This is a genomic window from Nocardia sichangensis, assembly GCF_047200615.1.
GTDB lineage: Bacteria > Actinomycetota > Actinomycetes > Mycobacteriales > Mycobacteriaceae > Nocardia > Nocardia sichangensis.
Window position 1 is genome coordinate 116,203 of sequence record NZ_JBJZOK010000017.1, and the last position, 25,479, is coordinate 141,681.

Sequence of the window (25,479 nt, forward strand, 5' to 3'; positions counted from 1 at the left end):
TCCACTCTAGTTGGCGGGGGATGCCACCGCCGCCGGTCCACCCTATTGCCGACCGGCGACAGCACGGTCATTCACTCATAACGTGGGCGTCGCGGGATTCGTTTCCGGTCGGGTTTTGCCCTCAGCGAACAAACCGTCCGCCGACCGGATCTGCGCCGCACACGTACGACCTCGGCCGCCTACCCCGTGTACGGGTCGACGAAACCGCAGGGCACCGGGCGTTGATGAGCGGGATCGAGCGCGTTGAGCACGTAGGTCGCGGCCCTCTTGCTGCCCGCTATGCCCGTATGCCCAGAGTAGTCCGTCGCGCAGCCGTCCTGAACCACGATGTTGGTCACATGGGGGCCCGTGACCAGGCCGGAGGTATACGGCACCACCAGTTCGTCCAGCTGGGTCGCGATATTGGTGTAGGTCACGTCGGGGTGGTAGACGCCGTCCGCGTTGAGTTCGCGCACGAACTCCGACCCTTGCAACACCTGCCTGCAGGCATTGCACGGCGATCCGGCCACGGCGTCGAACAGCGGACCGAGGCCGAGGCGTGTGCCGAACGCGTTCAGGTCCGCCATGCCGTACGCGTTCGAGCCTTGCCACGGCGGGGCCAGACCGACCATCTTGTCCACCTTGCCCGCGCCCGCGAGCCGTTTGACGAAGTAGTTGCCGATGAAGTTGCCCTGGGAATGGCCGATGAGGTCGACCTTGTGCGCACCGGTCGCGGAGCGCACCCGGTCTACGAAGGCGGCGAGCTGGGCCGCGCTCTGCTCGATCGGGAGCATGCCTCCGATGGCCGACGCGGGCCACGGCAGGTCGTAGGCGCCGAACGTGGCCGAGTACACGCAGTAGCCCTCGTTGGCCAGCAGCGGCGCGTACACGCCCCAATTCGTCTGTGCGCCACCGCCCGTGCCGTGCACGAGGACCACGGGGTTCGGATGCTCGGAGTTCGGCCGGCACGACCAGTCGTTGGTGCCGGGCAGCGAACCACCCGGATTGGACAGTTCGGCGGGAATGCCCGCGAAGAAGTTGAACTCGACCGGATATCGCTCCTGCGCGTGCGCAGCGCCCGCGGTGGCGCACACCGCGGCGAGCAGAACGATGAACAACGAAAAGCCTGGGACACGCCGCACGATAGCCTCCCGGTCCGGATCGTCTCCGGGGAAGCTACCGCACGGAGTGGCCCAGACGGCGCAGATTCCGGCGGGTCGTTGCGGAAACTAGCTCTGACCGAAGGCCGACGCGCCGGACCGGTACGGCGCCGCGTACTCGCCTGCGGCGATCCGGCCCGGCGCCGCCGCGGCGGATGCCTTCCCCTGCTGGATTCCCGCGACGAACAGCGCACCGCAGAGCACCAGGAAGGCCAGCGTGTGGAAGACGCCACGCACGATGTTCCAACGCACCCAGGCGGATTCGAAATCGGCGCGCACCGCCGCCGGGTCGGCGATCGACGCCGGGTCGCCCGCGGCGGCCAGTTGGTCGTTGAGCGGAACATTCAGCCCGGAGGTCACCGCGAAGGCGATCACGTTGAGCACCAGAGCCAGACCGATCCAGATCAGCGTGCTCCGGTGCTCACGTCCCAGATGCAGCGCCGCGGCCAGGATGGTGAACCCCACCGTGCCGAGGAAGCCGATCATGAACCAGGGATTGATGATCACCACGTTGATCTTCTGCATCGCGTCGATCATCGCGCGATCGTCGGTGCGGGCCAGCGCGGGCATCACCGAATTGGCGTACGCGTAGAAAAGGCCCGCGACCAGGCCCGTAGCCAGTGTGGCGAGCACCAGTGCGGCGAGACGTGTGGCGGTCATGACTTCCTCCTGCTTCGGAAACCGGCCGGAGCCATCGCCCCGGTCGCTCGTCTCCGAGTCAAGCCGTCGCCGCCGTGACTCTCCATGGTCGAGAAGCTCGATCGGATGAGCGAGCGTCTACGGTGGACGTCTCACAGGTCCCGATCGGAAATGAGCCCACTCTGCATGGCCAGTCCAGCCAGCCGCACCCGCTTCTGGTTTTGCGGCAGATCCTCCACCCCGAACTTGGCGAACAACGCGCGTAGATGGGTCTTGATCGCGTCGACGCTGAGGAACAACTCCTCGGCGATCTGCTGATTCGAGGCGGGAGTGGCGAAACCCGCGCCGTGCTTATACGGGCGGCACAGCGCGACCAGGACCGAGCGCTGCGTTTCGGTGAGCGACCGCGCGGTGGGTATCGAGCCGGTGGAGGTGCGGGTGATGTCGTCGGACACGCCGCCGAAGTCGTGAAAGGACACCCGAGACGTACCGACCCGGATGACGTCGCCCGCCATCAGTCTGCGGCGGCCGACCAGCCGGTCCCCGTTGACGAAAGTGCCGTTGCGGGAAAGGCCGTCGTCCACGATGGTCCAGTGCGCACCCAGGTATTCGACCGCCGCGTGCAGCCGGGACACCTCCGCGTCCCAGCTCAGGGCGAGATCGGCATGCGGGGAGCGACCGATGGTGACGCGGCTGCGGTCGGGCGTGAGCGTGAGCTCCTGCTGCCGACCGGCGTCATCGGTGAACCGCAAGAATGATCCGACGAATCCTGTCACTGCGCCGATACCTCACCTCTCCATACCGCCAGTGACCTTCGCACGCTTCCATGGTGCCGCTTCCCGGTACCACGAGCAAGATCGATTCATCCGCAGTGACGGGCCACCGTGCGAACCGGTCTCGCTGCTATATCGAAGCCCTATCACAAACAAGACCGCCGTCCCGACGTCGCACGATTCGCCGGGACGGCGGCCGGAAAAAGAACTATCCCTTCGCGGCCTTGTTGTACGCGTCGGTGATGTCGGCGGAGATGCGGCCCCGCGCGGACACCTTGTGTCCATTACGGCGTGCCCACTCACGAATTGCGGCGCTTTGTTCCCGATCGATCGAGACCCGGCTCTTCGGAGTGCCCGTTGCGGCCGCGGCGGCCTTGACCCGGCGCCGGCCGCTGACCCGGCGCGCATTCGAAACCCACTCCTCCAAACCGTCGCGCAGCTTCGCCGCATTTGCCGACGACAGGTCGATCTCGTACGACACACCGTCGATCGCAAACTCGATGGTCTCGTCTGCGATGGACTCACCGTCGACATCGTCGATCAGGCTAACGGTGACCTTCTTTGCCATGAGATGAACGTCCTCTCGAAATCGTGCGACCCGCATACTAGGCCGATTACCCGAGGCAAGAATACCTCGAATTCCGGAAATTCCAAGACGGAGCCGCTGCTTTGCAATCCAGTGGTCACCTGGTGACCGGACGCACAATTGGGAACAGTATCGTTTCTCGGATTCCCAAACCCGTCAACGCCATCAACAACCGATCGATTCCCATACCCGTTCCGGTCGTCGGCGGCATGCCGTGCTCCATCGCGGCGAGGAAGTCCTCGTCCAGCACCATCGCCTCGTCGTCGCCCTGCGCGGCCAACCTGGCCTGGTCGACGAACCGCTCCCGCTGGATCACCGGGTCGACCAACTCCGAATAGCCCGTGGCCAACTCGAAGCCGCGCACATAGAGGTCCCACTTCTCCGTGACGCCGGCGGTGCTGCGATGCTGCCTGGTCAACGGGGATGTCTCCACCGGGAAGTCGCGCACGAAAGTCGGTGCGTACAGCTTGTCACCATACTGGTGTTCCCAAAGTTCCTCGACGAGTTTCCCGTGACCGTAGCCCTTGCCCTCCGGAATTTCCAGACCGACCCGATCCGCGAGTGCGCGCAATTCGGCGACCGATGTTTCCGGAGTGACCTGCACACCCAGCGCATCGGACAGCGACGGGTACATCTCGACGGTGGCCCACTCGCCACGGAGATCGTATTCGGTGCCGTCGGCCAGGGTCACCACCTGCGTGCCGAACGCCTCCTGCGCCACTTCCTGCACCAATTCCCGGGTCATCACCGCCGAGTCGTCATAGGTGCCGTAAGCCTGGTACGTCTCCAGCATCGCGAACTCGGGGGAATGCGTGGAGTCCGCCCCCTCGTTGCGGAAGTTCCGGTTGATCTCGAAGACCCGCTCCAAGCCGCCGACCACGCAGCGCTTCAGGAACAACTCGGGCGCGATGCGCAGGAAGAGGTCCATGTCGAGGGCATTGGAATGGGTGACGAACGGCCGGGCCGCGGCGCCGCCGTGCAGCGTCTGCAGCATCGGCGTCTCCACCTCGAGAAAGCCCCTGCGCTCGAGCGCGTTGCGCAGCGCGCGCACCACGGCGATGCGGGTACGGGCCATCTCCCTGGCCTCAGGGCGCACGATCAAGTCGACATAACGCTGCCGGACCCGCGACTCCTCGTTCATCTCCTTGTGCGCCACCGGCAGCGGCCGCAGGGCCTTCGCCGCCATGAACCAGGAATCGGCCATGACGCTCAGTTCCCCGGTTCGCGAAGAGATGACCTCACCGTGCACGAAAACGAAGTCACCGAGGTCGACGTCCGCCTTCCAGGCGGCAAGCGCGTCCGCGCCGACCCCGTTCAGACTGATCATCGCCTGCAGCTTGGTGCCGTCGCCTTCCTGCAGTGTCGCGAAACACAACTTGCCGGTATTACGCAGGAATATGACGCGCCCGGCGACGCCCACCTCTTGTCCGGTGGAGGTGTCGGCGGCCACGTCCGGATATGCGGCCCGAATTTCCGCCAGGGTATGCGTACGCGGCACGACGACGGGATACGCCTCGCCACCGGCCGCGAGCAGCCGCTCCCGCTTCTCCCGGCGAATCCGTATCTGCTCCGGGGCATCGTCGGCGGCGGGCGCCACAGCGGGCCGCGAATCCGATGTCGATGCGGTCGAAGAGGCAGAGTTCGGGGTGCTCACATCGAACAACCCTAGCGTGCACCGGAAATCGTTTTGCGCGCCGCCCGGACTCCGACCCGGAGTAACGAAACGGTATCGCTGCGGCGCACCGCCCGGGACGTCCCGGTCCACGTCCCGGAGACGCGAAATAGCCGGTGCGCATCATAGTGTGTGCGAAAACACCTGCGCGCCCGGCTATTTCGAGATGGAAGTGTTGGCGGAGAAATTACAGCGAGGCGAGCGCCTCGGCCTCACGCACGAAGTGCGACGCCCCGACGGCGACGTTCAACAGCCCGGCCGCCTTCAACGCCTGGTAACCGCCCACCAGATCGGTCGCCCGGTGCAGCCCGAGTTGCTGCAGGGCGGCGGCGGCCAAGCTGGAGGTATAGCCCTCGGAGCAGACCACGATCCATTCCACGTCGTGATCAGCGGCCAGCGCCAAGCGGGCCGAACTGGTGGGGTCCAGCCGCCATTCCAGGACATTGCGCTCGATCACCAAGGCGCCGGGCAAGGTGCCCTCGCGTCCGCGTTGCGCCTGCGGCCGGATATCCACCAGAATGGCGCCCCGCTCGATGGCTTCCGGCAATTCGAAGGCATAGATCCGGTCGAGTTGCGCCCGTGCGTTCTCGAGCATCTGATCGATGGTCAAACGGGTCATCACATGTCACCTTCGGGCTGGTCGGTGAGGACGGTTCGGGTGCGCCGCAGGGTGCCGTGGCCGGTCACCTCGTAATACGACATGGCGGTGAGCGGCGGGGAGTAGGCGTGCACGCTGAGCGTCGGATCGAGCGGGCCCGCGGATTCGACGGCGCCGGGCACGTCGGCGGGCGCCCGCATGACGTCGTGCACCCAGCCGATCGGGAACGAGGCCTGGTCACCCGCCGCGAGCGTGCGGCAACGCAATTCCGTCCCGTTCCAACGGTATTCGGATAACGCGCCGCTGAGCACGGTGAGCGCGCCGAGCGACCCGGCATGGTCGTGCAGCTCGGTCGACTTGCCCGGCGTCCAGCTGATCAACCAGACGTCGACCTCGTCGTCGGAGAGCAGCCTGGTCGCCCAGCGCTCGTCGTGCGGCCATGTCCCGTCAGCTGGAAGCAGGTGGTCATAGCGACCGGCGAGCACGTCCTCGGCGCCCTCGTCGGTCAGCCGCAGCAGATCGGCCGGGCGCAGCCGAGTGGGCAGAGCGGGTGCCACCGAGCGTTCCACCGGCGGAGTAGCCGACAGCGCCGTACGCGCGGAAGAAAGGGAAAGAACAGAAGAACGCATGAGCGAATCTCCAGGAGGAAGGTAACGGTCGAGGGCAGGAACTCAGCCTCGATCGGTCGAGGCACGTCAGCCTCGACAACACTCCTGGGTGCTCACGAAGAAAGTCACGAGAGGGAGTTTAACAGCATGCGACGCGGTGTCGACAAGTCCCTGGCCTGCGACGAATCCAACACCGCGCATATCAGACATTTCCCTTGCGCCGCTGGTTGCGTTCGTATACGAGCCGCAGGCCGGTCAACGTGAGATGCGGATCGTGGTCGTCGATCGTTTCCGATTCCGGGACGATCAGCGGCGCGGTCGCGCCGGTCGCCACCACCGCCACATCGTCGCCGGCAAAGGCGTCGAACTCGTCGCGAATCCGATCGATCAGGCCGTCGACCAGTCCGGCGAAACCGAACACCGCGCCGGACTGCATGCATTCCATGCTGTTCTTCCCCAGCACCGACCGCGGCCTGGTCAACTCCGCCCGCCGCAGCGCACTGCGTTCTACCAGGGCTTCCGTGGCGATCTCCACACCGGGTGCGATGATCCCGCCGAGAAACTCGCCCTTCTTCGACACCAGATCGACGCAGATCGCCGTTCCGAAATCGACGACGATCGCGGGCCCGGAATACCGCTGGTAGGCGGCCAGGCAATTGACGATGCGGTCGGCGCCGACTTCTTTCGGATTGTCCACCAGCAGCGGAATCCCGGTGCGCACACCGGGTTCCACCAACACGTGCGGAACATGAGCCCAGTATTGGCCGAGCATGCCGCGCAGTTCGCGCAGCACGGGCGGCACCGTCGAAAGCGCCGAGACGCCGATCACCTCGTCCAGTTGCGCACCGACCAACCCGCGCACCTGCATGGCGAATTCGTCGGCGGTCAGCAACGGATTGGTGTGGATACGCCAGTGGCGCACCAGTTTCGAATGCTCTCCGGAACCGGAGAACAAGCCGAGTTCGATACTCGTATTGCGGACATCGATGGTCAGCAACATGTCCGGTCGCCGCTGTTCAGACGAACGACAGCGAGCGCGGCGAGGTCAGGCCCGAGCCCTCCGGTGCGTGCGCCGGGTCCGAACCGAGCTCGACCGGGCGGTTGCGCTCGTCGACGAATACGACCTTGGGGTCGTATTCCTTCAGCTCCTGCTCGTTCAGCTGGCCGTAGGCGATCAGGATGACGAGGTCGCCGGGATGCACCAGGTGGGCCGCGGCGCCGTTGATCCCGATCACCCCCGAACCCCGCTCACCGGCGATCACGTAGGTCTCCAGGCGGGCGCCGTTGTCGATGTCGACGATGCAGACCTGCTCGCCTTCCAGCAGATCGGCGGCGTCGAGCAGGTCCTGGTCCACGGTGACCGAACCGACGTAGTGCAGGTCGGCGTGCGTCACGGTGGCACGGTGGATCTTCGACTTCATCATGGTGCGCAGCATTGCGTCGACCTTTCTAGTTCGCGGGACGAAGCGGGGCGGGATTCGACACCGCCGGAACGGACCGGGGGTCCACGGCGGGCCGCGAACCGGAGACGTTGGGATGGCCGTCGATCGGAGCGCCGAGCGTGACGGCGATGTTGTCGATGAGCCGGGTAGTGCCCACCCTGGCCGCGATCAGCAACCTGGCGTTGCCCGCGGCCGGGGCGGGACCCAGGGTGGCCGAGCGCAATTCCAGGTAGTCGACGTCCACGCCGGGCACGGCGTCGAGCACCTGACGGGCGGCCGCGAGCACCGCGTCGCCGCCGAGCCCGCCCGCGTGCTTGCCCGCCGACAGGGCGGCCGACAAGGCGAGCGCCGATTCGCGCTGCACGGGGTCGAGATAACGGTTCCGTGAGGACATGGCCAGGCCGTCGGCCTCACGGATGGTGACCACCGGCGTGATCTTCACGTCGAAGTTCAGATCGCGGACCATCTGCCGGATCAACGTGAGCTGCTGGTAGTCCTTCTCGCCGAAGAACGCCTCGGTCGGCCGCGCGATCTGCAGGAGCTTGGCGACCACGGTGAGCATGCCCGCGAAATGGGTCGGGCGGCTCGCCCCTTCCAGCTCCAAGCCGAGCGGGCCTGGCTGCACCGTGGTCCGCGGGCCGTCCGGATACATGTCGGACGCGCTGGGCGCGAACACCAGCTCGACACCCTCCGCGCGCAACAATTCGACGTCGGCGTCCAGCGTGCGTGGGTACTTGTCCAGGTCTTCGTTCGCCCCGAACTGCAACGGGTTGACGAAGATCGAGACGATGACCACCTGGTTGGTCCGCTTGGCCAGCCGCACGATCTCCAGGTGGCCCTCGTGCAGCGCACCCATGGTCGGCACCAGCGCGACGGTACGGCCGACGCCGCGCAGCGCGGCGGACACCGCGCCGAGCACGGCGGGATCGTGGTGGACGGTCAGCGCACCGGGCCGGTAGGCGCCGCGCAGTTTCGGGTCCAACATCAGCGTCCTTCCAGCAGTTCGATGACGGCGGGGGCGGTGCCCGCGCGTTCCGCCGTGCGCAGCGACAGCGCGCGATACGCCTCGGCCAGCCTGGCGTCGACCGACGCCAGCGCGGTCAGATGCGCGGCCACCGCGTCCGCGTCACCACGGGCGACCGGGCCGGTCAGCGCGGACTGGCCGCGCCGCAAGGCGTTGTCCAGCGCCGCCGATGCCAGGGGCGCGAGCAGACGCTCGGCCAGGCCGTTGGGCTGCTCGTCCACCAGCTGCTGGCCCATCAGGCCGGGGCCGGCCAGGGCGGCGCGCAACGCGGCCACCGCGTCGACGATCACCGTGACCAGGTGATTGCTGCCGTGCGCGAGCGCGGCGTGGTACAGCGGCCGGTTCTCCTCCGGCACCCGCACCGGCTCGCCGCCCATCTCGATCACCAGCGACTGCGCGATGGCGTAGCCGACCTCATCGGCGGCGGTGATGCCGAAGCACGCGTTGCCGAGGCGGTTCACGTCCTCGTCGTGTCCGGTGAAGGTCATGGCCGGGTGGATGGCCAGCGGAAGCGCGCCGATCTCGGCCAGGGGCGCGAGTACGCCGACGCCGTTCGCGCCGGACGTGTGCGCGACGATGGTGCCGGGACGGACGACTTCCGCACCGGCCAGACCGCGAACCAGGCCGGGAAGCTCGGCGTCGGGCACGGCCAGCAACAGCAGCTCGCTGCGGGCGGCCACCTGTTCGATCGGCAGGATCTCCGAATCGGGCAGCCGGGTCCTGGCACGCCGCACCGACGCGTCGGAGATCGCGCAGACGCCGAACACGACGTGTCCGGCGCGCTCGAGTGCGACGCCCAATGCCGAGCCCACGCGTCCCGCCGAGACGATTCCCACCGTCAGGCGTGCGGGCGCGGGGTCGTAGCCCGAATCAGCGTTGTCGGAATTCACGCTTCTCGAGGTCAACGTTGTCCTCTCGATGTCGTTCCAGTCCCGCCATGCGGGTACCGGACGGTACGCCAAGAGGATATCTACAGGTGCTTCGCCGCCGCCACGGGGTGCCCGCGTGATCTAGGCCGCAGTGCCGGGCCGGGCCCCGGCTCCACTCACCGGCGGTCCCGCTCCTCCGATTGCAGGTTGGCCATGATCTCCGCGACCGAGAGACGACGCGACGGCGTCTCGTCGTCGCTTTCCGCCCGGCGGCGCCTGCGCGCGCTCGGCGTGCCCATGGCGGGTGCTGAGGCCGACCGAGAGGCCGGTTCCGGCGTCGGCTGGGGTCGTGCGGCGGGCTGGGTGGGTGGCTCGTCCAGCGGCTCCTCGTCCACCGTCTCGGTGAAGGCGTCGGCCCAGCCGCGCGGCTCGGCGTAGCGCGCCCGCTCCGCGTCGGCCTGGTCGGTGTCGTCGAGGGAGACGACGGCGGTCTCCGCGGTGACCGGATCATCGAAGGGGCTGGCGAAGACCGGTGGCTCGGGATGGTCGGGCTCGAAGATCGGCGTCATACTGCTACGCGGTTGCTGGTCGGCGAACATCGACCACATCCCGGCATTCGCGGAGCTATTGTTCCCCGATTCCGTGCCGGAGCTGGTCAGCTCCTGGATCCTGGTCGCGTCGGCGCGCAACGCGGGACGATCCATCGGCAGATCGCCGTCGAACAGCCGCTGCAGGCTCTGCCGCAGCACGGTGAGCTCCGCGCGCAAGGCCGCGAGTTCGGTCGCGTCGGCGCCCACCTCCTCGCGGACCCGCGCCTCCACACCGAGCTCGTACTCGCGGCGCGCGGTGACCTCACGCTCCAGCTGCAACGCGTAGACGGTTTGCAGATCGCGGACCTTCGCCTTGTCGATCGTCGCCTCTTTGCGGTACTTCGTCGCAGCAAGAGCCCCGATCGCCGCGGCCCACAGGGCCGCGACCAGACCTACCCGTACGAACTCGACACTGTTGCTGAAGATCAGGAAAACACTGGCAACCAGACCGAGCACGATCAGGACGCCGACGAATAATTTTCCCGCCTCGTCCCGCCGTCCACGGGAAGTGCTGCTACGGGAGGGTGAAACCATGCCAGCCAGGGTAGCCAATTGCTTCGGCCACGCCCAGATTCCGGTTTTGTGATTAAGTTCGTGAAACTAGCTATGTAGTTGCCGCATCGTCGGTGGGATCCTCCGGCGCCCGGCAGCAGTACTCCAGCCAGAGGGCCGCAGCAACCAAAGCGAAGCCCGCCAGCATCCCGACGATCGCGCCGGGGCTGTCGGCCGCGGCCGCGCGCAAGGTGCCGCGCTGCGGGAGGACCCAGCACAGGAATCCGAGCCAGATACCCGCGGCGATCGAACCGACCTGCGCCGACGCCTTGGCCAACGCGACGGCGCGGGCCGCCGTGATCGGATGCAACTGGTGACGTCCATCGCCGATCTGGTGGTCGTTGACCCGCGCCCGGATGACGAAAGCAAGCACCGCTTCGATCGCGGCCACCGGATACAGCGAGGCGCCCGCGAAGATCGAGATCGGCGGGAAGCTGTCATAGGCCACCCGGGTGGCGATCCACGCGACGATCGCGGCGATCAGCACGTTCGCCACGAGGTCGAGTATGCGAGTCGGCTTCAGTTTCACGACGGCGCGCCCGTCAGCGAGAACTCGGTGCGACGCACCCCGGCGCGTTCGTCCGGATCGAGCCCGGCCAGCAGATCCGCGACAGCGTGCGGCACGCCGTCGACCTCGAGCACCGCGTCCGGCATCACGTCCAGCCACGGCGCCAGCACGAAGGCGCGCCGATGCGCCTGCGGGTGCGGCAGGATGAGATCCGGGTCGGCGCTACGGCACGCGACCGGCTCGCCGCCGCGCAGTTCGGCGCACCACACCACGTCCACGTCGAGTGTGCGTGCGCCCCAGCGCACTTCACGCACCCGTCCCGAGGCCTGCTCCAGCTCCTGCCCGCGACGCAGCCAGTCGGCGCAGCCGAAGGCCGGATCCTCTACCAGCACAGCGGCATTGAGATAGTCGCCCTGCGGGACACCACCCCAGGGCGCGGTCGAATACACGGCGGAGACCGCCAGCACGCGATGGCCGAACCCGTCCAGGACGCTGCGCAGATGCGCGAGCCGATCACCCAGATTCGAACCGATGGACAGCACGGCACGGGTCATCGGCGCACCTCCGCGGCGCCCGGCACGGTGAAAAACACCGCGCCGCAGTTCCGCTCGCTCATCCGACGGGCTCCCCCCGGTGACGCGAGGTGATCACCCGCACATCGGCGAACGTGTGCGGGATCGGCGCGGACGGCTTGTGCAACACCACCTCGACCGACCGTATCCGCGGATCGGTCATGACATCGTCGGCGATCTCCGCGACCACCGTCTCGATGAGATTGCGCGGCGGACCCTGGACGATGCGCACCGCGCGTTCGGCCAACGCGCCGTAGTCCACGGTGGCTGCCAGGTCGTCGGACGCCGCGGCCACGTCGAAGTCCACCCATACCGTCAGGTCGACCAGGAACTCCTGGCCGTCGCGGCGCTCGTGCTCGAACACGCCGTGGTGCCCGTAGGCGCGCAGGCCGCGCAACTCGATGCGGTCGGCGCCGCGCCGGATCGCCGAATCACCCGGCGGTGCTTCGTCTTCGGCGTGGATCGGGGACCGGCTCATCGTCGAGCTCCTTGCGCACTGGATCGGGCGGTGTCGTGCTGTTCGGCGCGCTGCCGTGCGGCATTCTGCCACGCGTCGGTGACCGTGATGGCGTCCAGCGAGGCGCGCACGTCGTGCACCCGCACACCCCACGCGCCGTGCACCGCGGCCAGTGCCGAGATGGTCGCGGTGGCCGTCTCCCTGCCGTCCGGTGGACGCGGCCCCGCCTCGTCGGCGAGCAGGGAGCCGAGAAAACGCTTGCGAGACGCCCCGATCAGGACCGGGAGCCCCTGCGCGACCAATTCCGGCAGCGCGCCGAGCAGAGCCCAGTTGTGTTCGGCGTTCTTCGCGAAGCCCAAGCCGGGGTCGAGAATCAGCCGGGACGACTCCACGCCCGCGGCGACGGCCGAGTCCACCTGCGCGGTCAACTCGGCGAGCACCTCCGCGACCACGTCGTCGTAGTGGTCCGCCGGTCCGGTGTGCCGGTAGTCGGCGCCCGCCCGCCAGTGCATGAGAATCCACGGGACCCGCGCGGAGGCGACCACGCGCACCATGTCGGCATCGGCGCGGCCGCCGGAGACGTCGTTCACCACCGACACCCCGGCTTCGATCGCGGCTTCGGCGACGGCGGCGCGCATGGTGTCCACGCTGGTCGGCACACCCGCCGCGACCAGTCCGCGGATGACCGGTGTCACCCGTGCGGTCTCGGTCGCCGCGTCGACGCGGACCGCGCCCGGCCTGGTCGACTCGCCGCCGACGTCGATGACGTCCGCGCCCGCGGCGTGCAGCCGAACGCCGTGCGCGATGGCCAGCTCGGGATCGAGGTATCGCCCGCCGTCGGAGAACGAATCGCTGGTGACGTTCACCACACCCATCACCACACAGGAGCGCCCGTCGCGGGCGGCGAGGCTCTCGAAGCGCCTCGGTTCGGACACCGCGGGCCCGCTCACTTCCGCAGGATCAGATCGAGCGCCTCGGCGCGCGAGGCGGCGTTGGACTGCAGCAGTCCACGCACCGCGGAGGTGGTCGTGCTCGCGCCCGGCTTGCGGATGCCGCGCATCGCCATGCAGAGGTGCTCGGCCTCGACCACGACGATCGCTCCCCTCGGGTCCAGCTTGCGCATCACCGCGTCGGCGATCTGGCTGGTCAGCCGCTCCTGCACCTGCGGGCGCTTGGCGTACAGGTCGACCAGGCGGGCGAGTTTGGACAGGCCGGTGACCCGGCCGTGCGGACCGGGGATGTACCCGACATGGGCGACACCGTGGAAGGACACCAAGTGGTGCTCACAGGTGGAGTACATCGGAATGTCCCTGACCAGTACGAGTTCCTGATGGCCCTCGTCGAACGTGGTGTTGAGCACCGAATCCGGTTCCACATAGAGCCCGGCGAACGTCTCCCGGTAGGCCCGCGCGACCCGGGCGGGCGTGTCGAGCAGGCCGGGCCGGTCCGGGTCCTCACCGACGGCGATCAGCAACTCCCGTACCGCCGCTTCGGCTCGCGCCTGATCGAACGACCTGCCCGTTTCCAGTGCCACGAGGCCCGGCTCCGACAGGCCGATGTCGATGCCGTTGTGCTCCGCACTGTCCAGTTCGGCGACGGTGTGACCACCGCCATACTCGTTGGCCGACAATCGAGGACACCTCCAAACTCCCCGGGCGCCGGCAATCTCTCGGCACCCCAGATGGTCGAGCCTAATCGTCACAGGTCAGTGACGACCGTTCGGTCCATCCCAATCACCGTCGCCCTCGCCGTTCGGATTCGTCCGGCGCGGCTCGTCGTAACCGCCGTGGTCGCCGTACCCGTCCCTGTCATAGCCGCCTTCGGGCGAACCCTGCGGACCCCACGGCTGATAGCCGTGCCGAGGCTGCTGCGGGTCGCCCCAGCCGGGCTGACCCTGCTGCGGCTCGTCGCGCGGCGGCCAGCCGGGAGCGGACCAGCCCGCCGGAGCGCCGTAGTCCGGCCGCGAACCGTGCGTGCCCTGGCGCGGATAGGCCGGAGCGGGCGCCTGCGGCAGCGGGTAGCCGGGCGCGGACGGGCGGGGGTACTGCGGCGGAGCGCCGTAACCGCTCTCATGCGGCGGATACCCGTTGGCGGGCTGCGGCTCGCGCTGCGCGGACGCGGCCACCGGCTTCACCACCGGCTCCGGCGGCCACGACTCGCCGCGCTCGGCGGCCAGCTCGCCCGGGGTCTTCACCGGCGGCTTGTCCGAGGGGACGCGCTCGCCGAAATCGTTGAACGCGGTGATCCGCGGGCGCTTCTGCACGGAGGCGAGGATCTGCTCGAGATCCTTGCGGTGCAGCGTCTCCCGCTCCAACAGCGCGGTGGCCAGGTCGTCGAGCACGTCGCGGTACTCGTTCAGGATCGCCCACGCCTCGGTGTGCGCGGCCTCGATCAGGTTGCGCACCTCCACGTCGATCGCGCCCGCCACCTCGTGCGAATACTCCGAACCCATGCCCATCGAGCGGCCGAGGAACGGGTCGCCCTGCTCCTGGCCGTAGCGGACCGCGCCGAGCCGGGCGCTCATGCCGTACTCGGTGACCATCGCCCGGGCGATCTTGGTTGCCTGGTCGATATCGGAGGACGCGCCGGTGGTCGGCTCGTGGAACACCAGTTCCTCGGCCGCGCGGCCGCCCATCGCCATGACCAGGCGGGCGATCATCTCCGAGCGGGTCATCAGGCCCTTGTCGTCCTCGGGCACCGTCATGGCGTGGCCGCCGGTGCGACCGCGCGCCAGGATGGTGACCTTGTAGACCGGCTCGATGTCCGGCATCGCCCAGGCGGCCAAGGTGTGGCCGCCCTCGTGATAGGCGGTGATCTTCTTCTCGTGCTCGCTGATGATCCGGCTCTTGCGGCGCGGGCCGCCGATCACGCGGTCGACCGACTCCTCCAGCGATTCGCCGGTGATCACCGCGCCGTGCTCGCGGGCGGTGAGCAGCGCGGCCTCGTTGATGACGTTGGCGAGGTCCGCGCCGGACATGCCGACGGTGCGCTTGGCCAGGCCGTCCAGATCGGCATCCGGGGAGATCGGCTTGCCCTGCGAGTGCACCCGCAGGATGGCGCGGCGACCGGCGAGGTCCGGATTGCCGACCGGGATCTGCCGGTCGAAGCGGCCGGGACGCAGCAGCGCCGGGTCGAGGATGTCGGGGCGGTTGGTGGCGGCGATCAGGATGATGCCGGTGCGGTCGCCGAAGCCGTCCATCTCCACCAGCAGCTGGTTGAGGGTCTGCTCGCGCTCGTCGTGACCGCCGCCGAGGCCAGCGCCGCGCTGGCGGCCGACCGCGTCGATCTCGTCGACGAAGATGATGCAGGGGCTGTTCTGCTTGGCCTGCTCGAACAGGTCGCGCACGCGGGAGGCGCCGACGCCGACGAACATCTCCACGAAGTCCGAACCGGAGATGGTGAAGAACGGCACGCCTGCCTCGCCCGCGACGGCACGGGCCAGCAGGGTCTTACCGGTGCCGGGCGGACCGTAGAGCAGGACGCCCTTGGGGATCTTGGCGCCGAGGGCCTGGTAGCGGACCGGGTTCTGCAGGAAGTCCTTGATCTCGTAGAGTTCCTCGACCGCCTCGTCGGCTCCGGCCACGTCGGCGAACGTGGTCTTGGGCATGTCCTTGGACAGCTGCTTGGCCTTCGACTTGCCGAAGCCCATCATGCCGCCGCGGCCGCCGCCCTGCATGCGGGCCATCACGAAGATGAACAGGCCGAGCAGGATGACCATCGGCAGCACGAACAGCAGGATCTGGGTGAACCAGCTCTCCTGCTTGACCACGGTGTTGTACGGGGCGCCGGAGTTCTTCACGGCCGAGAAGATCTGGGCGGAGGTCTCGCTACCGCCCGGATACTTCGCGATGATCTTGTTCTGTCCGCCGGTGGCGTCGTTGCCGTCCTTCAGCTCGATGCGCAGCTGCTGCTCGCGATCATCGATCTGGACGTTCTGGACGTTGCTCTTGTTCTCGAGCTGGCTCAGGGCAACCGATGTATCGACGCTCTTCCAGCCCCGCGTGTCGTTGCCGAAGTAGCTGAACGCATAGATCACGAGCAAGATGCCCGAGACTATGGCCAGGGTGCGAAACACTGTCTTGCGGTTCATAGAGCGTCGGCCGGGGCGGCCAGTCCTTTCCGGTGTCTCCGGTTCTTGCCTAGCGATGCGTCTGGCGCGTCCGGTTCCGCAGGGGTTCGGATGCGGACAAGCCACGTTACCGCGTACGGTCTACTCGATACATCGCGTAGTTCGGCTGCAGGTGCAGTTAAAGAGGTAAACGGCCGGGGATCGACGGTGGTTCCCGATGTCTCCGGTTCGGCTTCCTCCAAGTGGCAACAATCATGGCATGTTCGGCCTATCGTGAGCGACGACACAACATCGCGGCGCGAGCGACGGGCACGTAGGCGGTAGCTCGCACACCACGAAAGGCCCCGGGAGCGCCGCAGACCAGACACGAGCGCAGGGGGTATGGACATAGTCGAGTTACGAACACCCACAGCGATACTGCGTCACGGCCGCGGCAGGTTGATCGTCTTGCGGCCCGGGTCCGACGGCGAGCGCGTGCTCGATGTCCCGGTCTCCGACCTGCTGAAGGTCCGGCTGAACCGGCGCGCGGACGACGCGGTGGTGATCGAGATCTATCTGCGCTACCCGACGCCCGTGCTCACCGGCGTCCCCGCGGACCGCACGCCACTTCCGGTGATCATCGCCGAGCACGACGTTCCCGCGGCCACCGAAATCGTCGACCGCATCAACGCGCACATCCTCGCCACCCAGCGCATCGACGTGGCGGCGCCGGACCTGCGCCCGCCTCCCCCCACCTGGGGACGTGGCGGCCCCACCCGCGCGGACGTGGAACGGGCGACGCGCAGGATGTCGCCGCGCCGTGAGGCGAAGCATGCGATAGCGGCTCTGCATCGTTACGTGACGCCGGACGAGTACGTCCTGGAGACCGCCGTCGCGGTCGCGCACCCTCCGGCGGGCAGCGGCTCCGGCCTGCTCGCCGCCACGACGACGCGGCTGCTGTTCATCGCGATCGGCGACAGCCGGTACGCGTACGAACTCCCGATTCCCGTGGTCGTATGGGCTCGCGTGACCGATACCCCCACCGCGGGGCGCGGCGAGATCGGCCCCGGACGCGGCGCGACCGGCGCCGAGGTACACGACGGCAGCCGCACGCTGCAATTCGCGGGCGTCGACCGCGCCGACACCGATCGGGTCATCTGCGCGGTGAACTTCGCGGTACGCCGGGAGTCCGCCGACGGCGCCGCTGGCCCCGCGGATCCCGGTGTGGCGCAGTTGTATTCGGAGTGGGAACTGCTGGTCGAGCGACACTCCCTCGGCATGGTCGACGACGCGCAGTTCCAACGTTACGGCCGCGGAATCCTGCGTTCACTCCCCGACGGGAGCTGAGTTCAGCGCGATCCGCCGCCACGGGCTGGTCGGACGCAGCCACAGCCGCAGCAGCTCCTTGCGGCGGTCGACGCCGCCGTTCTTCAGCTCGGCCAAGTCCTCGCAGGCCTGCCAATAGGTCCAGCCGGTGAGGTAGGCGTCGCCGAACTGGCGCCAGTTGCGGTACTTGCTCTGGGCCAGCGGCAGGGCGCGCGCCAGATAACTCCAGGCCACGTCGGCGTCGAGGTACCCGGCCGTGTAGGCCATCCTGGCCACCGCGACGACCCTGGCCAGATCCCAGGCGTGGATGTCACCCGGCAGCGGCCGCGCCAGATGGTCGGTGAATCCGATCTTGATCGCCTGCGACCAGATGTCGTAGTCGCGGACCAGCGCCTCGGGATTGTCCATCCCCCGGAACGCTCCGACCTGCCGCAGGAACGCCCGGTGCCGGTCGGCGCGCTCACCGAAGCGATCGCGCTCACTGGCGTTGATCGAGGCCGTCACCAGCGGGTGCACCAGCGCGTAGAGCGGGGCGTGCATGCCGTCGAGCAACTGCTCCATCGACGCCTGCGCCTCGGTGCCATCGGTGATGCCCCACGCGCCGGTGAGTGTGTCGATGGCCAGTTCACGCCGGTCACCGAGCGGATGCGCGCGTTCCGGGCCGAGCAGCAGCGCGTCATGGAAGGCGTCCCAGCGCGCGGAATAGAAGGCGCCGAGGGCCAGCGCCCGCAATTCGTCGTCGGATACCGCGGCGCCGGACCAGTGGTCTTCCTCCCGCTCGTCCAGCTCCGCGTACGGAAAGGTCGTCAAGGTGGGTACGCCGCGCGAAGACATGCCCCGATTGTTCCCTATCCCGCGCGGGGTACGCGCGGGATTCGCGGACGGCCACCTCTGTCGGTCGCGACGCCGGACCGCGGGCGCGTCCGCAGGGCGAATCGATTTCGGACTCCGTTGGTTCTTGCGCTGACGCATGTCGTGATCTGGGGCTAGTGTGCTCGCATGTGTAGAAACATCACCGTCCTGCGTGGTCTGGAGCCTGCCGCAACCGAGCAGGAAATCTATGCCGCCGCACTGCAGTACGTGCGCAAGGTCGGTGGCGTGTCCGGCCTGAGCTCGACCACCAAACCGGCCGTCGACAAGGCCGTCGCGGCCATCGCAAACGCGACCACCACCTTGCTCGCCGAGTTACCCGACCGCAGGGTGGCCCCGACCACCGAACCGCCGCTGCGCCGGATCGCCGCACGGGAGGCCGCGGCGGGAGAGTAGACAGGCGGCCGGTTCAGGGCAGTGCGTCGGCGCCGTAGACGGCGACGCACACCAGCGCGATCTCCAGCGGCAGACCGCGTTCTTCGATCGGATATCCCAATAGCTGTTCGATCCGCTGCACGCGGTAGCGGACCGTGTTCTTGTGTACGCCGAGCACCTTCGCGGTGGCCTCCGGGCTGCGTTGGCTGCGCAGATAGGCGTGCAGCGTCTCGCGCAGCCGTGCGGCGTTCCCGTCGCGCGCCGCCAGCGCGCCCAGTTCCCGCTCGACCAGTCCTCGCATGGCCGCTTCGTCCGCACCGGCCAGATAGGCGATCTCCACCGTTCGATACCCGGTGACGCGCCGCCCGCCCGCGGGTGCGCGCTCCGCGACCTGCCGCGCGGCGACCGCTTCCCGATGACTGCGACGGAAACCGGCGATCCCCGCGGCGGGCACACCGAACGCCACCCGTACCGGCGCATCGACCTGCGCCGCGGTCAGCCGCTCCGCTTCGCCCGGCACCGCGAGTTCGGCGCCGTGTTCCCCGTCGTCCGATCCGGCCCACGCCCACATCGCGCTGGCGCCGGAGGGAACGGTGAGCAGCCGCGCGCTGCCCAGCGCCGCGGCCAGCCGCGCCGCGACCCGATCCAGCAGTCCGGTCGCCTCCGCCTCCGCGCCTGCGGGTTCTCCGGTCGGCTCGTCGGTCCACAGCACGAAGGCCAGGTGCCGCTGGGAGAGCCGGTAGCCGAGCCGCACCGATGCCTGATCGACGTCCACGTGCTCGCCGTCCAGCAGCGCTCGGACGGTCTCGGCGCGACGGTTGAAGGCGGCGCGCAGCACCTGCTCGCGCTCCTCCATGTAGGTGTCGGTGAGCAACTCGACCGACGTGCTGATCCACTTGGTGGCCCGCTCGAACAGCCGCAGCAGCACCATGCGTTCGAGTTCCGGCGTCGCCCGCCGCTGCTCGACGACCTCGGTCATGTAGTCCAGCACCGCCTCCATGCCCACGTGATAGACCCGCAGCAGCAACCGCAGCTCGAAACCACGCCTGGCCACGCTGCGCGCGAACGCGTGCGCCTCCTCCGGGAGCGAGAACTCGAAGGTATCGCTGGCCAGGCGGCTGAGCACGATCCTGGCGTGCGCCCTGGTGCTGGCCGCGAGGTCGCGGCGCATATCGCGATCGGCGAGTTCGGGGATGCGCGCGATGATCACGTCGTCGAGCCGGGTGACGATGCGTTCGAGCACTTCGGCGCGCGCCGTCTCGTAGACGTACTCCGCGAGCCAGTCGCGCACTTCGTCGGGTGCGGGGCTCGGCCTGGCCGCGGCGCCCGGCGAAGGCCCAACGGTCATCGCCCTCTCCTCCGGCTCGGCGGATACCGAACCACCGCTTGTCTCACGGACACAAAATCACCCGTTTTCCTTGATGATCTGGGCCAAGAAAGTCTGTTCGGATTGTGTCACGATCATAGTTCAGTGGCCTGCCTCACAGCAGTCAGCAGACCGCGGTTCAACACGACGTCAGTGGGAGAACAGCAGTGACCAACACCGAACCAGCGCCCGCGACCGAGAAGGCGCGGGCACGCGAAACGACCGCGAAGAAGGACGGTCCCGCCGTCATCGAAGTGCGCAATCCCGGCACGGGCGAGGTCGTCGGCACGGTGCCGGACGAGACCGCGGACGCGGTCGCGGCCAAGGTCCGCGAACTGCGGCTGTACCAGCCGGAGTGGGAGGCGATCGGCCCCGAAGGGCGCAAGGTCTGGCTGCTGAAGTTCCAGGACTGGTTGATCGACAACACCGACCGCCTTGCCGCCGTGCTGCAGTCGGAGACCGCCAAGCCCCGGGTGGACGCCCTGATCGATCCGGGTTTCGCGACCGATCTGATCGGCTACTACGCCCGCCGCGCGGCGAAGTTCCTCGCCGACGACCACCCGTCACCGCACAGCCCGCTGGCCCGCGTCAAACGCTTGACCACGGTCTACCGGCCCTATCCGGTGGTCGGCGTCATCACGCCGTGGAACTTCCCGCTGGCCATGCCGGTGATGGACGTGATCCCGGCGCTCGCGGCCGGGGCGGCCGTCATCCTCAAGCCCTCCGAGGTGACCCCGCTGTCCGCGATCGAACTGGCCAAAGGCTGGGCGGAGATCGGCGCGCCGCCGATCTTCGCGGTGGTCACCGGCGCGGGCGCGACCGGAGCGGCCGTGGTGGGCAACGCCGACTACATCCAGTTCACCGGTTCCACCGCGACCGGCCGCAAGATCGCCGCCGCGTGCGTGGAACGGATGGTGCCCTACAGCCTGGAACTCGGCGGCAAGGATCCGGCGATCGTCCTGGCCGACGCCGACCTGGATCGCGCCGCGCACGGCATCGCCTTCGGTGGCATGTTCAACTCCGGCCAGGTCTGCATCTCCGTGGAGCGGGTGTACGTCGAAGCGCCGGTGTACGACGAGTTCGTCGCCAAACTCACCGCCAATGTGCAGGCGCTACGCCAAGGCCTGGACGGGCGCGAGTCGAAATACGACGTGGGAGCGCTGGCCAACGAGAATCAGGCGGCCATCGTGCAGCGCCACGTCGACGAGGCCGTCGCGGCAGGCGCCAAGGTGCTCACCGGGGGCAAGCGGGCCGGATTCGGCACCGCCTTCGAGCCGACCGTGCTGGTCGATGTCGACCACACCATGTCCTGCGTCACCGAGGAGACCTTCGGCCCGACGCTGCCGGTGATGAAGGTGGCCGACGAGTCCGAGGCGATCCGGCTGGCCAACGACTCGGTGTACGGCCTGTCGGCCTCGGTGTGGACCGGCGACAAAGAGCGGGGCGAACGGATCGCACGGCAGCTGAACGCGGGCGCGGTCAACATCAACGACGTCTTCGCCAACCTGTTCAGTTACGCCCTGCCCATGGGCGGCTGGGGGCTGTCCGGCGTCGGCGCCCGCTGGGGCGGCGCGAACGGCGTGCGCAAGTACTGCCGCCAGCAGGCGATCACCACGCCGATCCTGCCGACGCAGCAGAAGGAACTGTTCTGGTACCCGTACTCGATGCCGAAGCTGCTGTTCGCGCTCGGCGCCATGCGCGCGGCAGGCGCCCGCGGGCTGCGCCGCCTCGACCTTCCGGCCCTGCTGAAGCTCAAAGGGGGCGACAAGTGACCGAAGCGAAGCAGATCCGCGGCAAGGTCGTGGTGATCACCGGTGGGGCACGCGGCATCGGACTCGCCACCGCGACCGCGCTACAGGCTCTCGGCGCGCAGATCGCGATCGGCGATATCGACGAGACCACGGTGAAGGAGTCGGGCACGGCACGAGGTTTCGAGCTCTACGGCAAGCTCGACGTTACCGATCAGGAGTCGTTCGACGGCTTCCTCGACGAGGTGGAGCGCACCCTCGGCCCGATCGACGTGCTGATCAACAACGCGGGCATCATGCCGACCGGCAAGCTGGTGGACGAGCCGGACCCGCTGACCCGCCGGATCCTGGACATCAACGTCTACGGCGTGATCCTGGGCTGCAAGCTGGCGCTGCGCCGGATGCTGCCGCGCGGCGGCGGGCACATCATCAACATCGCCTCACTGGCCGGCGAGACCCATATCCCCGGCCTGGCCACCTACAACGCCAGCAAGCACGCGGTGCTCGGCTTCACCGACACGCTGCGGGAGGAGTACCGCGGCACCGGCGTGCGCTTCTCCTCGGTACTGCCCACGCTGACCAACACCGAGCTCGGATCCGGCGTCACCGCGCCCAAGCTGCTGCGCGCCGCGGAGCCGGAGGAGATCGCCGACGCCGTCGCGAAGCTGATCGTCGCGCCGAAGTCGAAGGTCAGGGTGACCGCGGTGGCCGGGTTCATCGCCCAGTTCGTCGGCCTGCTGCCGGAATCGCTCGGTGACGGCATCGGCCGCGCGCTCGGATCCGGCCGCGCCTTCCTCGACGACGTCGACGCCGAGAAGCGCAAGGCCTACGAGGAGCGCGCGCGCGGCGCGTGAGCGCGGCGGGAAAGCAGGGGCGCCGCGGCTGGGATTCGTCTCGGCCGCGGCGCCCGTCGTGTTCGGGGGCACATCGGGAGCCCCACACACCGACGGCATTGTGAGGAAAATCACGCTCGCACTCGCTGACATCGCGAAGCCGGTCAGCGGCAAATTCTCAGCCGATCCTCGGCGGCCACAAACGCGTCCACAATCCGCCACAAAGACTCCCGGTTCGCTCTCGTTCATGCTGGTCAACTGCCCAAATCGAAGAACCCGACGGTAAACGGCCACGGCATGCCGAAAATTCGCTATCCGCCTGGTGCGCAGCACCATCGCAGGCAATATGCTGTCCCTAACAAACCTGCCGACTGTTTCGGCGCCAGTATCCGAACTTTTCGGCCTGATAAGGCTGGAAATTCCGGACCGATTCTGATAGCAAGGGGCTATGGACCCGCATTTGCGCGACCTGCGGTATTTCGTCGCCGTCGCTGAGGAACTGCATTTCACCAACGCCGCCCAGCGGCTGCACATCGCTCAACCCACCCTGTCGCGTCAGATCCGGCAGCTGGAACGTCAGCTCGACGTGGTCCTGTTCGACCGCAACCAGCGCAGTGTCGCGTTGACCGTCGCGGGCAAGGAACTGCTCGAAGGCGCACGCAAGATCCTGGAGTTGTGGGAGGTCACCAACGTCTCGCTGCAGGAGGCGGGCGAGGTGTTGCGCGTCGGCATCCAATCGACACTCGGGCGCGGTCTGCTCAGCGATCTGGAGAGCGCGAGCGGACATCGTCTCGCACTGCACGCGGCTTCCTGGACCGATCCCTCCAGCGGCCTGGCGGGTCGGCAGGCCGATCTCGCTCTGGTCTGGCTGCCGTTGCCGGACCAGAGCCGCTACCGGTGGCAGGTGCTGCGCACCGAACCGCGCTGGGTGCTGCTTCCGGAAAACCACCCGCTGGCGATCTCGGAGACCATCGAATTCGCCGATCTGCTCGACGAACCGTTCGTCGCACTGCCCACCGAAGCCGGTGCGGTGCGCGATTTCTGGCTCGGCAACGACGGACGCGGCGGCCGTCCGCCGAAGATCGGCGCCGAAGCCGCGACCGCGGAGGACAAGCTGGAAGCCGTGAGCCTCGGCCTCGGCGTGTGCCTGCTCGCCGAGAACAACGTGCCGATGTACCGCTGGCCCGGGCTGACCGCGCGTCCCGTGTCGGGGTTGGCGCCGTGCGAGCTCGCCGTGGCCTGGCGGGCCGACGACAACCGGCCGACAATCCTGGAGTTCGCCGGACGAGCCGTCGATGGCGGGTTCGCGGCGCAGCAGTCGCCGGTCAGCGTCTGAACCGGCCCGGCGGGGTCTCGGGGGCGGTGCGCTGCCACGGACGGCGCGTCTCCAATTGCGCGGCCAGCCGTAGCAGGGTGGATTCGCTACCGGGTGGTCCCGCGAGCTGAGCGGCCACCGGCGTACCCGACCAGGAGTGCATGCCCATGGGAACGGAGGCGGCGGGCCAGCCGACCAGATTCCACAGCGGAGTGAAGGGTGCGAACCGCGCGCCGGCGAGCAGAGTGGCCGGACGATTGCGGAAGTGCCAGGCCCGCGCCGTCGGCGGCGGGGCGGCGAGCGTGGGAGTGATCACCACGTCGTAACGCTCGAAGAACTCCAGTAGTCGCGCCTCCACCCGGTCGATCTGGGCGGGACGCGCGAGCCTCAACCGATGCACCGTCCGGCCCAGAGCCACGCGGTGCCGGGCTCTCCGCGGTAGTCGGCCGGGTTGGAGTAGCGCGGGGGCCTCGCGGGCGCCGAGGGCCAGCCAGCGTAGCGAGGCCGCGAGCAGGGCGTTTCCGTACGGTAGCGCGGTCGGTTCCACCGAGTGGCCTGCCGCCGCGGCCACCGAGGCCGCCCTGCGCGCCGCGGCGGTCCAGCGGCGGTCGACGCGCAACAGGCGAGAAGGTGGATCCACCGCCAGCCCGATACGTAGTCGGCCGGGTGGATCCACCTCGGCTAGGTCCGGTCGCGCCGCCAGGACCGACAACGCCAGCGCGGCGTCGTCCACGCTTGTCGCGAGGACACCGTGCTCGACCAGGCTCGACCACGGGCCCGCAGCGGGGACCGTGTACTGCCCCGGCTTGATCCCGAAGATTCCACAGCACGCGGCCGCGACCCGCACCTCCCCGAGGCCGTCGCAGCCGTGCGCCACCGGAACCAGTCCGGCCGCGATCGCGGCTCCGGCCGCGCTACCCGCGTAGCGCGTGGGGTTCCACGGATTGCGGATGACACGCTCGGTGCCCGCGCTGGTCACCCACCGACTCGGCTCGGGAGCCGCGACGAGGCCCATGACCACCGCTCCCGCGGCGCGCAGCCTGGCCACCACGTGGTGATCCGCGGCGGCCACCGGCCCCCACGGCATCGGCTCGCCCGCGAGGGGAACACCGTGCTCGACCACGACCGGTACACCGGCCAGGGGCAGCACGTCGAGGTCGTCGCGTTCCATCAGGCCGACCGACTCGGCCGTCGCCTGTTCGGCACGCAGGACGCTGAAGGCATGTCGTTTCCGGTCCGCCGCCGCGATCCGCGTCCCGGCATCCGCGGCCACTTGCCCGGGGTGCAGCAGGCCGTCTCGCACGCACGCCGCGATCGTCGCGGCCGGGCCGCGTTCGAGTGCGGTCTCGGCTTCCGGAGCGCCGTCGGGCCGCGCGTCTGCGACGGCTCCCAGCAGTCGGGCGGGCATCGGCTCGCCGGTCTTCGCGTTCGGAATGGCGGTGTGCGGAGCGGCGTTTCCCGCTGAGATCGAGCCGTCCGCCATGATTGCGGCCTCGTCGGACATGTGCTGGTCATCCCCCGTCGCGTCGTTGTCGAAATCGGGTGATCCACTGTCGAGCCGCAAGTTAT

The 25,479-nt window shown here is 68.6% G+C and carries 26 protein-coding genes; 5 read left to right on the forward strand and 21 right to left on the reverse strand.

Translation table 11 applies throughout. From position 1 onward, the window contains the following. Positions 1-179 precede the first annotated feature (179 nt). From ACL03I_RS23485 to ftsH, 18 genes are all read right to left on the reverse strand, one after another. Positions 180-1,121 (reverse strand): esterase/lipase family protein, encoded by a 942-nt coding sequence (locus tag ACL03I_RS23485; RefSeq protein ID WP_412806969.1) that lies wholly within the window; start codon positions 1,119-1,121, stop codon positions 180-182. Positions 1,122-1,208: 87 nt separating this feature from the next. Next, on the reverse strand, positions 1,209-1,799 hold the full coding sequence (locus tag ACL03I_RS23490; RefSeq protein WP_355079135.1) for an anthrone oxygenase family protein: 591 nt from the start codon (positions 1,797-1,799) through the stop codon (positions 1,209-1,211). Between the two features lie 131 nt (positions 1,800-1,930). Then, positions 1,931-2,530 (reverse strand): FHA domain-containing protein, encoded by a 600-nt coding sequence (locus ACL03I_RS23495; protein WP_412806970.1) that lies wholly within the window; start codon positions 2,528-2,530, stop codon positions 1,931-1,933. Between the two features lie 229 nt (positions 2,531-2,759). After that, entirely contained in the window at positions 2,760-3,119 is a 360-nt protein-coding gene (locus tag ACL03I_RS23500) for a histone-like nucleoid-structuring protein Lsr2 (protein ID WP_039794672.1), read from the reverse strand. Positions 3,120-3,234: 115 nt separating this feature from the next. Then, complete coding sequence (gene lysS, locus ACL03I_RS23505; protein WP_412806992.1) at positions 3,235-4,734, reverse strand: lysine--tRNA ligase; 1,500 nt, start codon at positions 4,732-4,734, stop codon at positions 3,235-3,237. Positions 4,735-4,996: 262 nt separating this feature from the next. Next, a complete protein-coding gene (locus ACL03I_RS23510; RefSeq protein ID WP_355079260.1) occupies positions 4,997-5,419 on the reverse strand; it encodes a rhodanese-like domain-containing protein in 423 nt (140 codons plus the stop codon). An 8-nt stretch (positions 5,420-5,427) separates the two neighbouring features. Further along, a complete protein-coding gene (locus ACL03I_RS23515) occupies positions 5,428-6,036 on the reverse strand; it encodes a cysteine dioxygenase (protein WP_356963552.1) in 609 nt (202 codons plus the stop codon). Between the two features lie 181 nt (positions 6,037-6,217). Beyond that, a complete protein-coding gene (locus ACL03I_RS23520; protein ID WP_355079142.1) occupies positions 6,218-7,015 on the reverse strand; it encodes a type III pantothenate kinase in 798 nt (265 codons plus the stop codon). A gap of 16 nt (positions 7,016-7,031) precedes the next feature. Then, on the reverse strand, positions 7,032-7,451 hold the full coding sequence (gene panD / locus ACL03I_RS23525) for an aspartate 1-decarboxylase (RefSeq protein ID WP_355079144.1): 420 nt from the start codon (positions 7,449-7,451) through the stop codon (positions 7,032-7,034). Positions 7,452-7,464: 13 nt separating this feature from the next. Continuing rightward, the gene (gene panC / locus ACL03I_RS23530) at positions 7,465-8,442 is read right to left on the reverse strand and encodes a pantoate--beta-alanine ligase (RefSeq protein ID WP_412806971.1); all 978 of its coding nucleotides are present in this window, start codon (positions 8,440-8,442) and stop codon (positions 7,465-7,467) included. After that, positions 8,442-9,371, reverse strand: a complete 930-nt coding sequence (locus ACL03I_RS23535) for a Rossmann-like and DUF2520 domain-containing protein (RefSeq protein ID WP_355079148.1) — start codon at positions 9,369-9,371, stop codon at positions 8,442-8,444. The genes panC and ACL03I_RS23535 overlap by 1 nt, the downstream gene beginning before the upstream one ends. 155 nt (positions 9,372-9,526) lie before the next feature. Next, positions 9,527-10,474 carry a DUF6779 domain-containing protein gene (locus ACL03I_RS23540; protein ID WP_364436043.1) on the reverse strand — a complete coding sequence of 316 codons (948 nt, stop codon included), beginning with the start codon at positions 10,472-10,474 and terminating at the stop codon, positions 9,527-9,529. A gap of 70 nt (positions 10,475-10,544) precedes the next feature. Continuing rightward, positions 10,545-11,015 carry a DUF3180 domain-containing protein gene (locus tag ACL03I_RS23545; RefSeq protein ID WP_355079262.1) on the reverse strand — a complete coding sequence of 157 codons (471 nt, stop codon included), beginning with the start codon at positions 11,013-11,015 and terminating at the stop codon, positions 10,545-10,547. Between the two features lie 2 nt (positions 11,016-11,017). Beyond that, positions 11,018-11,554 carry a 2-amino-4-hydroxy-6-hydroxymethyldihydropteridine diphosphokinase gene (gene folK / locus ACL03I_RS23550; protein ID WP_355079152.1) on the reverse strand — a complete coding sequence of 179 codons (537 nt, stop codon included), beginning with the start codon at positions 11,552-11,554 and terminating at the stop codon, positions 11,018-11,020. 58 nt (positions 11,555-11,612) lie between these two features. Further along, positions 11,613-12,050 carry a dihydroneopterin aldolase gene (folB, locus tag ACL03I_RS23555; RefSeq protein WP_355079154.1) on the reverse strand — a complete coding sequence of 146 codons (438 nt, stop codon included), beginning with the start codon at positions 12,048-12,050 and terminating at the stop codon, positions 11,613-11,615. Beyond that, positions 12,047-12,904 carry a dihydropteroate synthase gene (gene folP / locus ACL03I_RS23560; protein WP_355079264.1) on the reverse strand — a complete coding sequence of 286 codons (858 nt, stop codon included), beginning with the start codon at positions 12,902-12,904 and terminating at the stop codon, positions 12,047-12,049. The genes folB and folP overlap by 4 nt, the downstream gene beginning before the upstream one ends. A 71-nt stretch (positions 12,905-12,975) precedes the next feature. Beyond that, positions 12,976-13,617, reverse strand: coding sequence for a GTP cyclohydrolase I FolE (folE, locus tag ACL03I_RS23565; RefSeq protein ID WP_379250824.1), 642 nt, complete (start codon positions 13,615-13,617; stop codon positions 12,976-12,978). Between the two features lie 117 nt (positions 13,618-13,734). After that, positions 13,735-16,119: an ATP-dependent zinc metalloprotease FtsH gene (gene ftsH, locus ACL03I_RS23570; protein ID WP_355079156.1), complete on the reverse strand. Its 2,385-nt coding sequence runs from the start codon at positions 16,117-16,119 to the stop codon at positions 13,735-13,737. A gap of 360 nt (positions 16,120-16,479) precedes the next feature. On the opposite strand from ftsH, the gene ACL03I_RS23575 reads away from it, so the two are divergent. Further along, a complete protein-coding gene (locus tag ACL03I_RS23575; RefSeq protein ID WP_397275271.1) occupies positions 16,480-17,424 on the forward strand; it encodes a hypothetical protein in 945 nt (314 codons plus the stop codon). On the opposite strand, the gene ACL03I_RS23580 is transcribed toward ACL03I_RS23575, so the two are convergent. Beyond that, entirely contained in the window at positions 17,404-18,237 is an 834-nt protein-coding gene (locus tag ACL03I_RS23580; protein WP_355079160.1) for a DUF1266 domain-containing protein, read from the reverse strand. The genes ACL03I_RS23575 and ACL03I_RS23580 overlap by 21 nt on opposite strands. Positions 18,238-18,402: 165 nt before the next feature. Here ACL03I_RS23580 and ACL03I_RS23585 point away from each other — a divergent pair, with 165 nt between their 5' ends. After that, the gene (locus ACL03I_RS23585) at positions 18,403-18,669 is read left to right on the forward strand and encodes a DUF2277 domain-containing protein (RefSeq protein ID WP_067794607.1); all 267 of its coding nucleotides are present in this window, start codon (positions 18,403-18,405) and stop codon (positions 18,667-18,669) included. 13 nt (positions 18,670-18,682) lie between these two features. Here ACL03I_RS23585 and ACL03I_RS23590 read toward each other — a convergent pair whose 3' ends face one another. Continuing rightward, positions 18,683-19,996 (reverse strand): PucR family transcriptional regulator, encoded by a 1,314-nt coding sequence (locus ACL03I_RS23590; protein ID WP_412806972.1) that lies wholly within the window; start codon positions 19,994-19,996, stop codon positions 18,683-18,685. A 185-nt stretch (positions 19,997-20,181) separates the two neighbouring features. Between ACL03I_RS23590 and ACL03I_RS23595 the strand changes: the two genes are divergently transcribed. The 3 genes from ACL03I_RS23595 (at position 20,182) to ACL03I_RS23605 (ending at position 23,931) form a co-directional block, all read left to right on the forward strand. Beyond that, positions 20,182-21,786: an aldehyde dehydrogenase family protein gene (locus ACL03I_RS23595; protein WP_355079165.1), complete on the forward strand. Its 1,605-nt coding sequence runs from the start codon at positions 20,182-20,184 to the stop codon at positions 21,784-21,786. Continuing rightward, positions 21,783-22,616 (forward strand): SDR family oxidoreductase, encoded by an 834-nt coding sequence (locus ACL03I_RS23600; RefSeq protein ID WP_355079167.1) that lies wholly within the window; start codon positions 21,783-21,785, stop codon positions 22,614-22,616. Before ACL03I_RS23595 ends, ACL03I_RS23600 begins: the two co-directional genes overlap by 4 nt. Before the next feature lie 427 nt (positions 22,617-23,043). Then, a complete protein-coding gene (locus tag ACL03I_RS23605; RefSeq protein ID WP_355079169.1) occupies positions 23,044-23,931 on the forward strand; it encodes a LysR family transcriptional regulator in 888 nt (295 codons plus the stop codon). Here the strand turns inward: ACL03I_RS23605 and ACL03I_RS23610 are convergent. Beyond that, entirely contained in the window at positions 23,921-25,414 is a 1,494-nt protein-coding gene (locus tag ACL03I_RS23610) for an amidase (RefSeq protein ID WP_412806973.1), read from the reverse strand. The genes ACL03I_RS23605 and ACL03I_RS23610 overlap by 11 nt on opposite strands. Positions 25,415-25,479: the final 65 nt, after the last annotated feature.

Bases quoted from the DNA above. Each gene is read 5' to 3' on its own strand.
- ACL03I_RS23490 (WP_355079135.1), bottom strand. From the start codon at position 1,799: ATGACCGCCACACGTCTCGCCGCACTGGTGCTCGCCACACTGGCTACG.
- ACL03I_RS23500 (WP_039794672.1), bottom strand. From the start codon at position 3,119: ATGGCAAAGAAGGTCACCGTTAGCCTGATCGACGATGTCGACGGTGAG.
- ACL03I_RS23515 (WP_356963552.1), bottom strand. From the start codon at position 6,036: ATGCGTTCTTCTGTTCTTTCCCTTTCTTCCGCGCGTACGGCGCTGTCG.
- ACL03I_RS23520 (WP_355079142.1), bottom strand. From the start codon at position 7,015: ATGTTGCTGACCATCGATGTCCGCAATACGAGTATCGAACTCGGCTTG.
- panD (WP_355079144.1), bottom strand. From the start codon at position 7,451: ATGCTGCGCACCATGATGAAGTCGAAGATCCACCGTGCCACCGTGACG.
- panC (WP_412806971.1), bottom strand. From the start codon at position 8,442: ATGTTGGACCCGAAACTGCGCGGCGCCTACCGGCCCGGTGCGCTGACC.
- ACL03I_RS23540 (WP_364436043.1), bottom strand. From the start codon at position 10,474: ATGGTTTCACCCTCCCGTAGCAGCACTTCCCGTGGACGGCGGGACGAG.
- folK (WP_355079152.1), bottom strand. From the start codon at position 11,554: ATGACCCGTGCCGTGCTGTCCATCGGTTCGAATCTGGGTGATCGGCTC.
- folB (WP_355079154.1), bottom strand. From the start codon at position 12,050: ATGAGCCGGTCCCCGATCCACGCCGAAGACGAAGCACCGCCGGGTGAT.
- folP (WP_355079264.1), bottom strand. From the start codon at position 12,904: ATGGGTGTGGTGAACGTCACCAGCGATTCGTTCTCCGACGGCGGGCGA.
- ftsH (WP_355079156.1), bottom strand. From the start codon at position 16,119: ATGAACCGCAAGACAGTGTTTCGCACCCTGGCCATAGTCTCGGGCATC.
- ACL03I_RS23575 (WP_397275271.1), top strand. From the start codon at position 16,480: ATGGACATAGTCGAGTTACGAACACCCACAGCGATACTGCGTCACGGC.
- ACL03I_RS23580 (WP_355079160.1), bottom strand. From the start codon at position 18,237: ATGTCTTCGCGCGGCGTACCCACCTTGACGACCTTTCCGTACGCGGAG.
- ACL03I_RS23585 (WP_067794607.1), top strand. From the start codon at position 18,403: ATGTGTAGAAACATCACCGTCCTGCGTGGTCTGGAGCCTGCCGCAACC.
- ACL03I_RS23590 (WP_412806972.1), bottom strand. From the start codon at position 19,996: ATGACCGTTGGGCCTTCGCCGGGCGCCGCGGCCAGGCCGAGCCCCGCA.
- ACL03I_RS23605 (WP_355079169.1), top strand. From the start codon at position 23,044: ATGGACCCGCATTTGCGCGACCTGCGGTATTTCGTCGCCGTCGCTGAG.
- ACL03I_RS23610 (WP_412806973.1), bottom strand. From the start codon at position 25,414: ATGTCCGACGAGGCCGCAATCATGGCGGACGGCTCGATCTCAGCGGGA.